Annotated in this window: 15 protein-coding genes and 1 other RNA gene; 12 read left to right on the plus strand and 4 right to left on the minus strand. The window is 69.7% G+C overall.

All coding sequences use genetic code 11. The features are described from left to right. Positions 1-107: 107 nt before the first annotated feature. Entirely contained in the window at positions 108-449 is a 342-nt protein-coding gene (locus tag EDC34_RS11910; RefSeq protein WP_114961119.1) for a 4a-hydroxytetrahydrobiopterin dehydratase, read from the minus strand. Positions 450-528: 79 nt separating this feature from the next. Here EDC34_RS11910 and EDC34_RS11915 point away from each other — a divergent pair, with 79 nt between their 5' ends. Both EDC34_RS11915 and EDC34_RS11920 read left to right on the plus strand, forming a co-directional pair. Then, positions 529-1,122 carry an NfuA family Fe-S biogenesis protein gene (locus tag EDC34_RS11915; RefSeq protein WP_114961106.1) on the plus strand — a complete coding sequence of 198 codons (594 nt, stop codon included), beginning with the start codon at positions 529-531 and terminating at the stop codon, positions 1,120-1,122. Positions 1,123-1,136: 14 nt separating this feature from the next. Then, on the plus strand, positions 1,137-2,906 hold the full coding sequence (locus tag EDC34_RS11920; protein WP_114961107.1) for a hypothetical protein: 1,770 nt from the start codon (positions 1,137-1,139) through the stop codon (positions 2,904-2,906). A gap of 70 nt (positions 2,907-2,976) precedes the next feature. On the opposite strand, the gene EDC34_RS11925 is transcribed toward EDC34_RS11920, so the two are convergent. The 3 genes from EDC34_RS11925 to asnS are packed head-to-tail and all read right to left on the minus strand — an operon-like array spanning position 2,977 to position 5,004. Beyond that, positions 2,977-3,285, minus strand: a complete 309-nt coding sequence (locus EDC34_RS11925) for a hypothetical protein (RefSeq protein WP_114961108.1) — start codon at positions 3,283-3,285, stop codon at positions 2,977-2,979. Beyond that, a complete protein-coding gene (locus tag EDC34_RS11930) occupies positions 3,282-3,587 on the minus strand; it encodes a hypothetical protein (RefSeq protein WP_425477507.1) in 306 nt (101 codons plus the stop codon). The genes EDC34_RS11925 and EDC34_RS11930 overlap by 4 nt, the downstream gene beginning before the upstream one ends. Before the next feature lie 16 nt (positions 3,588-3,603). Beyond that, on the minus strand, positions 3,604-5,004 hold the full coding sequence (asnS, locus tag EDC34_RS11935; RefSeq protein ID WP_114961110.1) for an asparagine--tRNA ligase: 1,401 nt from the start codon (positions 5,002-5,004) through the stop codon (positions 3,604-3,606). Positions 5,005-5,067: 63 nt separating this feature from the next. Here asnS and EDC34_RS11940 point away from each other — a divergent pair, with 63 nt between their 5' ends. The 10 genes from EDC34_RS11940 to ssrA all read left to right on the plus strand — a co-directional run bounded on the left by EDC34_RS11940 (position 5,068) and on the right by ssrA (position 13,180). After that, positions 5,068-5,409, plus strand: a complete 342-nt coding sequence (locus EDC34_RS11940) for a HesB/IscA family protein (protein WP_114961111.1) — start codon at positions 5,068-5,070, stop codon at positions 5,407-5,409. Between the two features lie 166 nt (positions 5,410-5,575). Beyond that, positions 5,576-5,989, plus strand: coding sequence for a 30S ribosomal protein S6 (rpsF, locus tag EDC34_RS11945; RefSeq protein ID WP_114961120.1), 414 nt, complete (start codon positions 5,576-5,578; stop codon positions 5,987-5,989). 24 nt (positions 5,990-6,013) lie between these two features. Next, a complete protein-coding gene (rpsR, locus tag EDC34_RS11950; protein WP_114961112.1) occupies positions 6,014-6,244 on the plus strand; it encodes a 30S ribosomal protein S18 in 231 nt (76 codons plus the stop codon). Between the two features lie 113 nt (positions 6,245-6,357). After that, positions 6,358-6,813 (plus strand): 50S ribosomal protein L9, encoded by a 456-nt coding sequence (gene rplI / locus EDC34_RS11955; RefSeq protein WP_114961113.1) that lies wholly within the window; start codon positions 6,358-6,360, stop codon positions 6,811-6,813. Between the two features lie 249 nt (positions 6,814-7,062). After that, complete coding sequence (locus EDC34_RS11960) at positions 7,063-8,481, plus strand: replicative DNA helicase (RefSeq protein WP_114961114.1); 1,419 nt, start codon at positions 7,063-7,065, stop codon at positions 8,479-8,481. A 7-nt stretch (positions 8,482-8,488) separates the two neighbouring features. Continuing rightward, complete coding sequence (alr, locus tag EDC34_RS11965) at positions 8,489-9,628, plus strand: alanine racemase (RefSeq protein ID WP_162797725.1); 1,140 nt, start codon at positions 8,489-8,491, stop codon at positions 9,626-9,628. Positions 9,629-9,681: 53 nt separating this feature from the next. Next, the gene (locus EDC34_RS11970; RefSeq protein WP_114961116.1) at positions 9,682-10,359 is read left to right on the plus strand and encodes a hypothetical protein; all 678 of its coding nucleotides are present in this window, start codon (positions 9,682-9,684) and stop codon (positions 10,357-10,359) included. Positions 10,360-10,480: 121 nt separating this feature from the next. Further along, positions 10,481-11,914 carry a WS/DGAT/MGAT family O-acyltransferase gene (locus EDC34_RS11975; RefSeq protein ID WP_243692816.1) on the plus strand — a complete coding sequence of 478 codons (1,434 nt, stop codon included), beginning with the start codon at positions 10,481-10,483 and terminating at the stop codon, positions 11,912-11,914. Between the two features lie 96 nt (positions 11,915-12,010). Beyond that, the gene (locus tag EDC34_RS11980; protein WP_114961118.1) at positions 12,011-12,685 is read left to right on the plus strand and encodes a YiaD family glycine zipper/OmpA-like lipoprotein; all 675 of its coding nucleotides are present in this window, start codon (positions 12,011-12,013) and stop codon (positions 12,683-12,685) included. A 141-nt stretch (positions 12,686-12,826) separates the two neighbouring features. Then, positions 12,827-13,180, plus strand: a transfer-messenger RNA (tmRNA) gene (gene ssrA, locus EDC34_RS11985). Positions 13,181-13,336 lie beyond the last annotated feature (156 nt).

The following is a 13,336-nucleotide window of genomic DNA, read 5'->3' on the forward strand; positions in this document are numbered from 1 at the left end:
GCAATCTTCATTCAATAGGCAGCTACTCCATTGCGGGCGCGGCCTAACAATTCATTCAAGCCGACGCCGCTTCGCGGCGCGGCTTAATTCAGGCGATGGGGGGCGGGTCAGCCCGCCAGCAGGTCGGTCTTGGCCGCGCAGATGAAGTCGTTCTCGCTCAGGCCGCCCACGTCGTGGGTGGACCAGCGCACCACGCAGCGGTCGTAGTGCACCGACAGGTCGGGGTGGTGGTTCTCGGCATTGGCGACGTGCGCCAGCGCATTCACGAACGACATCGTGCGGTAGTAATCCGGGAAGGTGAACGTGCGGGTCAGCGCATGCCCGTTCTCCGCCAGTTCCCAGCCGGCCACCTGCGGCAGCAGCTCGCGGATGCTGGCGTCGGTCAGCCGGTGCTCGTGGCCGCGGCGCGGCGTGCAGTGGGCGTGTGCGAGGGGGATCAGGTCGGCCATGCGGGGGTCCGTCTTGCGGGGGCTGAACATCGGCGCGGCGTGCGCGCGCAGGCGGCGCCTGCATGGCTAGAATAGCCGCATGATCCGGATTTCCGAAGCCGCGCAGGCGCATTTCCGCAAGTTGATCGAACGCGAGGCGATGCCCGGGCTGGGTGTTCGCTTGATGGCGCTGCATGCGGGCACCCCGCGCGCCGACGTGCGCCTGGAGTTCGCCGGCGAAGGCGACCTGCAGGGCGACGAGTGGGCGATCGACTGCGAAGGCTTCACCCTCTGGCTGGATGCGCCCAGCGCGCCGTTCCTGGAGGGGGCGGAGATCGATTACGCCAGCTTCGCCACCGGCGGCCAGCTGCAGATCCGCGCACCGGGCATCAAGGGCCATGCGCCAGCGCCCGAGGCCCCGCTGGACGAGCGCGTGCGCTGGGTGGTCGAGCACGACATCAACCCGCAGCTGGCGATGCACAAGGGCCATGTCGAGGTCGCCGAGGTGACCGCCGACGGCGTCGCGGTGCTGCGCTTCGGCGGCGGCTGCCACGGCTGCAGCATGGTCGATGTCACCCTCAAGCAGGGCGTCGAGAAGACCCTGCTGGAGAAGGTGCCGGGGTTGGCGGGCGTGCGCGATGCCACCGACCACGCCAGCGGCAGCGCCCCCTACATGCCGCGCGGCCAGGCCTGAGGCGGCCGGCGCGCGTGACGACGGCCACCGACGTCATCGCCGCGATCAACCAGCGCCGCCTGCTGCGCGTGGGGCGGCCGGACGCTCCCGGGCAGTTTCCCGCGGGCTGGCAGGGCTGGTTCGATGCACTCGAACCGATCGACACCGCCACCGCGCGCGCGCATGTGGAGGCCTGCGTGGCCGGCCTGGCCCAGCGCCCGCTGCCGCCGCGCGGGCGGGGCGGCGGGTTGGGGACGCCGTTCTTCCAGCTGCTGCGGCGCGCACGGCCGCCGGACCCGCGCGAGGATCGTGGGCTGCGGATCGGCGCCGGCGTGGCCGACCTGCTGCTGCACGTCGTGCTGCTGGGCCTGCTGCTGTGGCTGATGTACCTGCGCTTCCTGGCGCTTTCGCAGGCGCCGGAGGAAGAGCAGGCGGTGCAGGTCGAGTTCATCGGGCGCGGCAATGCGGTGGCGGGCGGTGGCGCGCTCGCCAATTCCGGCGCGGAAGCGGCCCCGGCCGCGGCGGCCAGCCGGGCGCGGCCCTCCCCGGTGCAGGCCCCGCCGGCGGCCAGCGCCAGCGCCGCGACCAGCGACAGCGGCCGCCCGCAGCTGGAACAGCAGGCGCTGCCGCCGCCGCCCGCGCTGCAGGCGCAGGCCGAGGCCCCGGCGCGCCTGCCGCCGCCACAAGTGGCCCAGCCGAGTGCAGCGCAGGAGCTGCAGGTCAGCAACGTCCCGCAGCCGGCACCGCAGGCGTTCCAGCTGCCGCCGCCGCGCGAACATGCGCTGCGGCTGCCGGACCTGCAGCCGCGTGACGTGCCGCTGCAGGCAGCGGTGGAGGAATTGCCAAACCGCCCGGTGCTGCCGACGCGTACCCTGCAGCCGGCCGAGCGCGCGCTGCCGCTGCGCGCGCCGGAACTGAAGGAGCAGGTGCAGTCGATCGAGGTCTTCACCCCGGACACCCGCGCCATCGCGCGCCAGCGCACGGCGCCATCGGTCGACCTGCCGCTGCGCGAACCGCAGCTGCGCGGCCAGGTGCAGGCGCTGCCGTTGCGCGAAGGGCAGGCCAGCGCCGCGGCGGGCGGCGCGGCCTCCGCCCAGCCCGGTGCGGGCAACGCCGCCAGCGGCACCAGTCCAGCCCGCGGCGCGGGAGGCGATGCGCGCCTGCCGGCGGGCACCGGCCAGGCCCAGGCCGGCACCGGCGTGGGTGCGCGCGCGGCCGCCGAGGGCGGGCGCGGGGTCGGCACGGTCGGGGCGGGGGCCGGGCCGGGCCTGCAGCCGGCACCGGGCGGCTGGCCGGGCGCGGCCAAGAGCGACGATTGGGGCGCCTCCAACCGCAACGTGGCCGGCACCGGCACCGGCAACGGCGGCCGCAGCGGCGATGGCAAATCCGGGCTGTTCAATCCCGATGGCAGCGTGCGCCTGCCGGACGAGTGGTCGAAGAACAACCGCCTCGACCTCGACCGCGCCGGCACCTGGTTGAAGCGGCCGGGGCTGGAATACCGCGGCACTCGCTTCGACAAGTACTGGATCCCGGACGGCAACCTGCTGCAGGAATGGGTGCGGCGCGGGATCAAGGAGCTGTCGATCCCGATCCCGGGCACCGGGCTGCAGCTGAAGTGCCTGGTGTCGCTGCTGCAGTTCGGCGGCGGCTGCCTGCCGGTGGACCCGGATGCCAACGAACAGCCGTCCAGCGGACGGCCCGCGCCCGACATCCCGTTCAAGCCGGAGTTGCAGGAAGACAACGGCAGCGTGCGCCCGTCCGCGCCCGCGCCGGTGCCTGCCGCGCCGCCCGGCGACCGGCCCTAGGCGGCGGCGTTCGTTCCGGGCCTGCGTTCGAGGTGCGTGCCAGTGGCGCGCTGCGCGCGGCTGCAGGCGCTCAGCCGCTGCGGGTGAACGTCTGCACCATCAGCGCGCGCAGGGCCACATCATCGCGCGCGCGCGGCGGCGCCAGCTCGGCCAGCAGGAAGCCGCGCGCCTGTGCGTCCTCGGCGTCCAGCCCGTCGAACTCGACGAATTCGGCATCCATCAGCGCCGCGCGTGCGGTGTCCACGCTGTCGTAGGGCAGGGTGTTGCCGTCCGCATCGAACACCTCGGCGGTGCCGGCCTCGCGCTCGCGCAGGCGCGCCCACACCACGGTGCGGCCGAGGGTGGCCAGCCACCAGCTCTCGTTCACGTGGGTCGTCATGCCAGTGCCTTCCCGACGATCCAGAGCGCGCCGCCCATCGCCAGCCCGTCCAGGATCACCAGCAGCGAAACCCACGCCGGGGTGGCCAGGCCGGACAGCGATGCGTCGGGATAGGCGCGGTAGCCGCGGCGCAGCAGCCACCACAGCGCCTTCGGCTTGAGGAAGGCGCCCTCACCGAGCTGTTCGGCGATCGCGGGATGGCGGTCGCGGATGTGCACCAGGGTCAGCGGCCAGAAGATCACGAATGCGGTGGCGCCGGCGATCGCGGTGGCGAACGCGGTCAGGGCCAGGAACAGGATCAGGTCGGCGTCCATCGGCTCAGAACTCGGCGTGTCCGGGCGCGCGCGGATAGGCGATCGCGTCGCGGATGTTGGCCAGCCCGCACACGTACACCACCAGCCGCTCGAAGCCGAGGCCGAAGCCGGCGTGCGGCACCGTGCCATAGCGACGCAGGTCGCGGTACCAGGCGTAGTGCTCCGGATCCAGCCCGAACTGGGCCATGCGCGCGTCCAGCATGTCCAGGCGCTCCTCGCGCTGGCTGCCGCCGATGATCTCGCCGATCCCCGGCGCCAGCACGTCCATTGCGGCGACGGTGCGGCCGTCGTCGTTCAGGCGCATGTAGAACGCCTTGATCTGCTCTGGGTAGTTCATCACCACCACCGGGCGGCCGACGTGCTCCTCGGTCAGCCAGCGCTCGTGCTCGGTCTGCAGGTCCAGGCCCCATTCCACCGGGAACTCGAACTTCCGGCCCGACTTCTGCAGCAGGGCGATGGCATCGGTGTAGTCGATCCGCTCGAACGGGGCGTTGATGAAGCCCTCCAGGCGGCTGATCGCGTCCTTCTGCACGCGCTCGGCGATGAAGGCCATGTCGTCGCCGCGCTCGTCCAGCACCGCGTGGAACAGGTACTTCAGGAAATCCTCGGCCAGGTTGGCGTCGTCATTGAGGTCGGCGAACGCGATCTCCGGCTCGATCATCCAGAACTCGGCCAGGTGGCGGGTGGTGTTGCTGTTCTCGGCGCGGAAGGTGGGACCGAAGGTATAGACCTTGGAGAGCGCCAGGCAGAACGCCTCCACGTTGAGCTGGCCGGACACGGTGAGGAAGGTTTCCTTGCCGAAGAAGTCGCGCGAGAAATCCACCGCGCCGTCCTTGCCGCGCGGCAGGTTGGCCAGATCCAGCGTAGAGACGCGGAACATCTGGCCCGCGCCCTCGGCGTCGGAGGTGGTGATGATCGGCGTGCTGATCCAGTAGAAGCCGCGCTCGTGGAAGAAGCGGTGCACGGCCTGCGCCAGGCAGTGGCGGATGCGGGTGACGGCGCCGAACAGGTTGGTGCGCGGGCGCAGGTGGGCGAACTCGCGCAGGTATTCCAGCGAGTGCTGCTTGGGCTGCATCGGGTAGGTCAGCGGGTCCTCGACCCAGCCCACGACTTCGATGCGGGAGGCCTGCACCTCGAAGCTCTGGCCCTGGCCCTGCGACTTCACCAACGTGCCGGTGCACACCACCGCGCAGCCGGTGGTCAGGTGCTTCACCTCGGATTCGTAGTTGGCCAGGGTGTTGGGCGCGACCACCTGGATCGGCGCGAAGCAGGAGCCGTCGCTGACGTTGACGAAGCTCAGTCCGGCCTTGGAGTCGCGGCGGGTGCGCACCCAGCCCCGCACGGAAACCTGGCCGCCTTCCGGCACGTGCCCGGCCAGCGCCTGGGCCACGGAGATCGTCGTCATCTTGAAATCCTGCGTTGCAAGCCTGAAATAGGACGGAAAGTTTACCGGAGCTACAATCCGCGCATGGCCATTTCCCTCACCGATACCGCCCGCGACCGCATCCTCGGCTACCTCGAGGCCGACCCCAAGGCCATCGGCCTGCGCTTCGGGGTGTCCCGCAGCGGCTGCTCCGGCTGGGGCTACAAGATCGACATGGCGCGCGAGCAGGGCCCGGACGACGTGGTGTTCGACGCCGGCGGGGTGCGCATCTACGTGGATGCCGGCAGCCTGCCGCAGGTGGACGGCACCCGCATCGACTTCGTCAAGCAGGGGCTGAACGAGCAGTTCGCGTTCGACAACCCCAACGTCACCGGCGGCTGCGGCTGCGGCTCCAGCTTCACCACCGGGGCCGATCCCCGCGCCTGAGCCGCGCACCGGGCGCTCCGGTTTGCGCGCAACCCGTTAATTCGCCATAATGGGCGGCTCCCGCTTGCGGGAGGTTCTTGCCCGAACGCGCCTGTCCGCCCCGCGGCAGGTGGCCGAGGGCTGTCCGGCCGGCATTCCGCCTGCCGCCATCCACAAGGAAACCACCATGCGTCATTACGAAATCGTGTTCCTGGTCCATCCCGACCAGAGCGAGCAGGTCCCGGCGATGATCGAGCGCTACAAGGGCGCGATCGAGGCCGGCAACGGCAAGATCCACCGCCTCGAGGACTGGGGCCGCCGCCAGCTGGCCTATCCGATCCAGAACCTGGTCAAGGCCCACTATGTCCTCATGAACATCGAGGCCGAGCAGTCGGTGCTGGACGAGCTGGTCAACACCTTCCGCTTCAACGACGCGATCCTGCGCCACCTGGTGATCCGCCGCGACGAGGCCGTCACCGAGCAGTCCCTGATCATGAAGAACAAGGACGAGAAGGGCGACAAGCCCGAGCGTCGCCGCCGCGACGACGAGAGCGACAGTGCCGTCGGCACTGGCGATTCCGACAACGCCGAAGCCGCCTAAGCGCCGTCCTCCAGGAGCATTCCCATGTCCAAGTTCTTCCGCCGCCGCAAGTTCTGCAAGTTCACCGCCGAGGGCGTCACCGAGATCGACTACAAGGATCTCAACACCCTGCGCCAGTACCTGACCGAGACCGGCAAGATCGTGCCCAGCCGCATCACCGGCACCAAGTCGAAGTACCAGCGCCAGTTGCAGAACGCGGTCAAGCGCGCGCGCTTCCTTGCGCTCATCCCGTACACCGACAACCACAACGTCTGACGCTGCGCCAGCGCCGGCCGGCCCCGTCGCCGGCCCGTCGCCGGCGGCGTTCCCGTCCGATTCGGACAGCATCCGTTGCAGGCGCCGCCTGCTAACGAATACGGAGAACCACCATGCAACTGATCCTCCTGCAGAAAGTCACCAACCTCGGTGGCCTGGGCGACCTGGTCACCGTGAAGCCCGGCTACGGCCGCAACTACCTCGTGCCGCAGGGCAAGGCGGTGCCGGCCACCCCGGCCAACATCGCCGAGTTCGAGGCCAAGCGCGCCGAGTACGAAGCCAAGGCTGCCGATGCGCTGGCCGCCGCCAACGCCCGCCTGGCCAAGCTGGCCGACGCCAGCGTGACGGTGAGCGCCAACGCCTCGACCGAAGGCAAGCTGTACGGTTCGGTCGGCCCGCGCGAGATCGCCGAGGCCCTGACCAAGCAGCTCGGCGTCGAAGTGAACAAGTCGGAAGTGGTGATGGGCGAAGGCCCGCTGCGCCACACAGGCGAGTTCGAGGTGGCGGTGCACCTGCACGCCGACGTCGACACCACCGTCAAGGTGGTGGTGGTGCCGGAAGCGGCCTGATCCGCCGCCACGGCAACACCGCGACGGGCGCCGCAGGGCGCCCGTTTCGTTTTGCGGGATGCCTAGCGCGCCTGCGCAAGGCCGCCGCGCAGCAATGTTGCCAAGCACCGTCGCAGGCGGTGAGACGCCCACCGGTTATCCACAGGGTTATCTGCAACGCTTCCCGGCGCGGACGACTACGATGCCTGCTTCCACCACACAACAACGAACGGTCCGCGACGACGGGCCGGCAGGGGAGTGACGCCGCCGATGAGCGCCAGGCCAGGGCTACGCCCGGATTCCAGCTTCCAGACCCGCAACGAGCAGAAGGTGGAGCAGCTGCGGATCCCGCCGCAGTCGATCGAGGCCGAGCAGGCGGTGCTGGGCGGGCTGATGCTGGACCCGGCCGCGTTCGACCGCGTGGCCGACCAGCTGCTGGACGAGGATTTCTACCGCCGCGACCACCAGTTGATCTACCGCGCGATCCGCGAGCTGGTGGAGAAGAACCGCCCGTGCGATGCGGTCACCGTGGGCGAATGGTTCGAATCCCAAGGGATCGCCGAGCAGGTGGCCGGCGGCGCCTATCTGGTGGAGCTGGCCGCCAGCACCCCGAGCGCGGCCAATATCCGCGCCTATGCCGAAATCGTGCGCGACAAGGCGGTGCAGCGGCGCCTGATCGACGTCGGCACCACCATCGTCAACGACGGCTTCCAGCCGGAGGGGCGCGAATCCGGCGAGCTGCTGGCCAAGGCCGAGCAGGCGGTGTTCGCGATCGCCGAGGGCCATGCACGCGGCAAGCAGGACTTCGTCCCGGTCAAGAACGCGCTGCGCGATGCGTTCGAGGTCCTGCAGCGGCGCGCCGAAAACGGCAGCGGCGTCACCGGCCTGCCCACCGGCTATGCGGAGTTCGACAAGATGACCGCCGGCCTGCAGCCGACCGACCTCATCATCCTGGCCGCGCGCCCGGCGATGGGCAAGACCACCTTCGCGCTCAACATCGCCGAGTACGCGGCGCTGAAGTCGAAGAAGGCGGTGGCGGTGTTCTCGATGGAAATGTCGGCCGAGCAGCTGGCGCTGCGCCTGATTTCCTCGCTGGGCCGGGTCAATGCCAAGCGGTTGAAGACCGGCGACCTCGAGGACGAAGACTGGAGCCGGGTCACCGGCGCCATCGCCCAGCTCAGCGGGGTCAAGATCTTCATCGACGACACCCCGGGCCTGTCGCCCGAGGTGCTGCGCGCCAAGGCGCGCCGGCTCAAGCGCGAGCATGATCTCGGCCTGGTGGTGATCGATTACCTGCAGCTGATGCAGGTGCCCGGCAACAGCGAGAACCGCGCCACCGAGATCTCCGAGATCAGCCGCTCGCTGAAGGGCCTGGCCAAGGAACTGAACGTGCCGGTGATCGCGCTGTCGCAGCTCAACCGCTCGCTGGAATCGCGCACCGACAAGCGCCCGCTGATGGCCGACCTGCGCGAATCCGGCGCGATCGAGCAGGACGCGGACATGATCGTGTTCATCTACCGTGACGAGTACTACAACAAGGAAAACTCGCCGGACAAGGGGCTGGCCGAGATCATCATCGGCAAGCACCGAAACGGCGAAGTCGGGCACTTCAAGCTGAAGTTCTTCGGCGAATACACCCGCTTCGACAACCTGGCCCACGATGACGTGGGTCGCTACGAGTACGAGTAAGGCCGCCGTGACCGACCCGATGCAGCAGCGCCCGACCCGGATCGTGGTCGACCTCGGCGCGTTGGCCGGCAACCTCGATGCCATCCGCGCCCATGTCGAGGTACCGGTGATGGCCATCCTCAAGGCCAATGCCTATGGCCACGGCCTGGTGCCGGTGGCGCGCCACCTGCAGGCGCACGGCGTGGCCCAGATCGGGGTGGCGTTCGTGGAGGAGGGCATCGCGCTGCGCCGGGCCGGGATCGACGTGCCGGTGCTGGTGCTGGGCGGCATCCTCGGGCGCCAGGCGCAGCAGCTGATCGCGCACGACCTGGAGATCACCGTGTCCTCGCTGGACAAGCTACGCCAGGTCGAGGAAGCGGCGCAGGCGCTGGGGCGCAAGGCGGTGATCCACCTCAAGATCGACACCGGGATGGAGCGCATCGGGGTCCACAGCTATTCCTGCGGGCCGTTGATCGAGGCGGCCGCGGCCTCGCGCTGGTGCGTGCTCAAGGGCGTGTATTCGCACCTGGCCTGCGCGGACGACCCGGACTCGCCGATGACCGCGCTGCAGGTCGAGCGCTTCCAGGAGGCCTGCGCGCACTTCACACGCATCGGCGCGCCGATGCCGATCCGCCATCTCGCCAATTCCGGCGGCGTGCTGCATGCGCCGGAGACCTGGCTGGACATGGTGCGCCCGGGCATCCTGCTGTATGGGGTGCTGCCGGACCCGGCCGCGCGCGCCAGCGTGCCGGTGCGGCCCGCGCTGTCGCTGCTGTCGCAGGTGGTGTACTTCAAGGTGGTGCGCGCCGGGCACCCGGTCAGCTACGGCGCCACCTGGGCGCCGGCGCAGGACACCCGCGTGGTGACCATCCCGATCGGCTATGGCGATGGCTGGCCGCGGGCGCTGTCCAACAACGGCGAAGTGCTGGTGCGCGGGCAGCGGCGGCCGATCGTGGGCCGCATCTGCATGGACCAGTTCATGGTCGATCTGGGCCCGGACGGCACGGCTTACAACGGCGACGACGTGGTGCTGATCGGTACCCAGGACGGGCAGGCCATCCGCATCGAGGACGTGGCGCAGCGGGCGGGCACCATCGCCTACGAGATCCTGACCCGGCTCAACGAGCGCATTCCGCGCGAGTACGTGGGCGCATCCGGCCCCGGGTAAACCGTTCGCCTGCCGACGGTATCCCTGTGGCCTTGCCCTGTGGATGCGCCGCGATGCCCGGATACCGTTTTTCCCTCGATCCCCGCAGCCTGCTCGCGCTGGTGGCGCTGTGCTGGCTGGCGTCCTTCGCCCACGAGTTCACGCACCACCTGGCAGGCCTGGCGTTGTGCGGGCCAGGCGGGCGGATGAGTTTGAGCCTGTTCGCGCTGGCCGATAGCTGCGATGCGCGCTGGCCCTGGACCACTGTCGCCGGCCCTGCGCTGAGCTACCTGCTGATGTGGGCCGGCATGGCGCTGGTGTTGCGTGGCCGGGCAATGTGGTGGGGCTTCGCCCTGGTCATCGCCAACAAGCCCTTGATGCGGCTGCTGACGGTGGCGACCGGTGGCGGCGACGAGGGGCGCCTGTGGTCCTTGGTGGCACCACAATCCGCGCGCTGGCTGGCGACCGCGACCGTGCTGATGCTGGTGTTGCCGCCGCTATGGGCGTGCTGGCGCGCGCTGCCGGCGAGGGGCCGCGGTTGGATGCTGCCGGCCGCGCTGTTGCTGCCGATGCTGCCCCTGCTGGGCGTGCCGGCCATCGATGCCGCAACGTACGGCGACTGGATCCACGGTCAGGCGACATTGCCGGCCGCGTTCGGTGTGCCGTATTCGGTTTGGGCGATCGAGGCTGGCGTTTGCCTGCTGTTCCTGGGTCTGCTGCTGGGCCTTCGCGTCGCGCGGCGCACGCATTGACCATCCTCGCGGCGGCGTGATTCACTCGCCGTCACCACCGGGGAGGGCGGGAATGGCTACGTCGAAGCCGCGTTTGAAGCGTTCCGCAGCGCCGCAGGGCCGGCGCTTGAGGCGCGAGCCGATGTCGCGGGTGGACACCGCCTGGCTGCGGATGGAGCGGCCGACCAACCCGATGATGATCACCGGCGTGCTGATGTTCGCCGAGCCGATGTCGCTGGCGCAGCTGAAGCGGGTGATCCAGCAGCGCTTCCTCGCCTATGCCCGCTTCCGGCAGAAGCCGGTGGATGGCGCGGCCGGCGCGCAATGGGTGGAGGACGAGCACTTCGACCTGGATTGGCACGTACGCCTGTCCGGGCTGCCGGGCCGGGCCGGCAAGGCCTCGGAAAAGCGCGCGCTGGAACGCTTCGTCAGCCAGCTCGCGTCCAGCCCGCTGGACCCGACCAAGCCGCTGTGGCAGTTCCATCTGGTCGAGCGCTACCAGGGCGGCTCCGCCGTGGTCGCCCGCATCCACCACTGTTATGCCGACGGCATCGCGCTGGTGCAGGTGCTGCTGTCGCTCACCGATACCAGCCGTGAATCGTCCTCGGCCTCGCGCCTCGACAAGGCCTGGCTGAAGGAGCAGGCGGCGCCGGTGGCGCGACGTGTCGGCGCGATGGAGCGCTACATGAAGCTCGGCGGCAAGGCGCTGGAGCAGGGCATGGCGATGATGCAGGACCCGTCGCTGGCCACGCTGCTGGCGAAGGAGGGCGGCGAGATCGCGCGCGAGCTGGTGCATGCGCTGGCGCTGCCGGACGATCCGCCCTCGTTGCTGCGCGGGCGCCTGGGCGTGAGCAAGCGCGTGGCCTGGGCCGAGCCGCTGGACCTGGAGGAGGTGAAGGCGGTGGGGCGCGCCTGCGACTGCACCGTCAACGACGTGCTGATGGCCGCCGCCGCCGGCGCGCTGCGCGGCTACATGCGCGAGCGCGGCGAGGCGCTGGACGGCCTGACCCTGCGCGCCACGGTGCCGGTGAACCTGCGCCCGCTGGAGCATGCGCGCAAGCTCGGCAACCATTTCGGGCTGGTGTTCCTGGACCTGCCGGTGGGCGAGGCCAATCCCTTGGCGCGGCTGGAGCGTGTCGCGGCATGCATGCGCCAGCTCAAGAGCTCGCGCCAGGCGATCGTGGCCTACGGCCTGCTGGCGGCGCTGGGCATCGCCCCGGCGCCGGTGCAGGAACTGGCACTGGAACTATTCAGCCGCAAGGCCAGCGCGGTGGCCACCAACGTTCCGGGCCCGCAGCAGCCGCTGTACATGGCCGGCTGCACCCTGCGCGAGATCATGTTCTGGGTGCCGCAGACCGGCTCGATTGGCTTGGGCCTGTCGATCCTCAGCTATCGCGGCAAGGTGCATTTCGGGCTGATCGCCGACGCCCGCCTGATCCCCGATCCGGATGCGGTGGTGCGGCGGTTCGGGGAGGAGTTCGAGGCCCTGCTGTACCTCGCGCTGATGGGCGACTGGAGCCTGCCGCTGGACGCGGACGCGGCGCAGGCCTTGCTCGATCAGGCAACGCCGGCTTAACGCGGCGGCCTCCGTTCACATTCAGGCCACGTGCGCGCGCCTAGCCTCTGCCCGGCGTCTCCCAGCCAACCGCACATGACTGAGAAGGAGCTTCAGATGAATACCCAGCCGTTCAAGCTTGCCGTGCTCGGCACCTGCCTCGCCGCCTTCGTCGCCGGCTGTGCGTCGTACGACGCACAGGGCGGCTACGACGACCATGCCCGCGCCAAGAAGGGCGCACTGATCGGTGCGGCCATCGGCGCCGCGGCGGGCCTGCTCAGCGGCGACAGCGCGGTGTCGCGCCGCCAGCAGGCGATGGTCGGTGCCGGCATCGGCGCGCTCGCCGGCGGCGCCATCGGCAACTACCAGGACCGCCAGGAAGCCCAGCTGCGGCGCGAGACCGCCGGCACCGGCATCGACGTCAGCCGCGACGGCGACGTCATCAAGCTCAACCTGCCGGATGGCGTCACCTTCGACTTCAACCGGACCGACATCAAGCCGCAGTTCTATCCCTCGCTGAACGCCATCGCCGGCACCTTACGCGAGTACAACCAGACCATCGTGGAGGTCAGCGGGCATACCGACAACATCGGGTCCGACGCGGTCAACCAGCGCATCTCCGAGCAGCGTGCCAATGCGGTCGCCAGCTACCTGATGGCGCAGGGCGTGCAGCGCGAACGCTTCGAGATCATCGGCATGGGCAAGCGCTTCCCGATCGCCAGCAACGACACCGAGCAGGGCCGGGCGCTGAACCGCCGGGTGGAGATCCGCCTGCTGCCGCTGCGTTCGTAACTCCGCAGCCACGGGTTCGCGGAACGGGCCGCCACGCGCGGCCCGTTTCCGTTGCGCCGGATGAACGCGCCGGGCACGCCGGGCTTGTGAACCCCGGCGACGCCCCTATACTGGCCGGGTCGGCGACATCGACAACTTCCCGGGGGTGCACTGGCTTCGACGGGGGTCGCGAAATCGCACGGCGCATGCCGAGGGGGTAGCTTTCCTCGCTAATCCAGCTGCAAAACTCATAGTTGCCAACGACGACAACTACGCTCTGGCCGCCTAAGGCCTAGCCCCGAACCCACTTGTGCCTGTGCTCGTGGATGTAGGGTCATCATCACGGGATAGGTTCCGGCGGCGACCCGCCAACCGGCTCCGAAACTCAGCGGGTGTGGAGGACGGCGTGCTTCGCACGGTGTGTTGCCGGCCTCCGAGACCAAACACCGGGCTAAGCATGTAGTGCCGGGCATGGAGTGCCTTCGGACGGCGGTTCGATTCCGCCCACCTCCACCACATACCTGTTCCGCCCAGTCCCAAGAAGTCCCGAAACCCCGCAGAAGTGCGGGGTTTTTTCTTGGTAATTCCTAGCCAAACCGGACCAGATCAACGAGGATTTGGTCATGAAGCGATGCCCTTCGTGCGAGGGGACAAGGCACTACAAGCTGGCCG

The organism is Thermomonas haemolytica, from assembly GCF_004346265.1.
GTDB lineage: Bacteria > Pseudomonadota > Gammaproteobacteria > Xanthomonadales > Xanthomonadaceae > Thermomonas > Thermomonas haemolytica.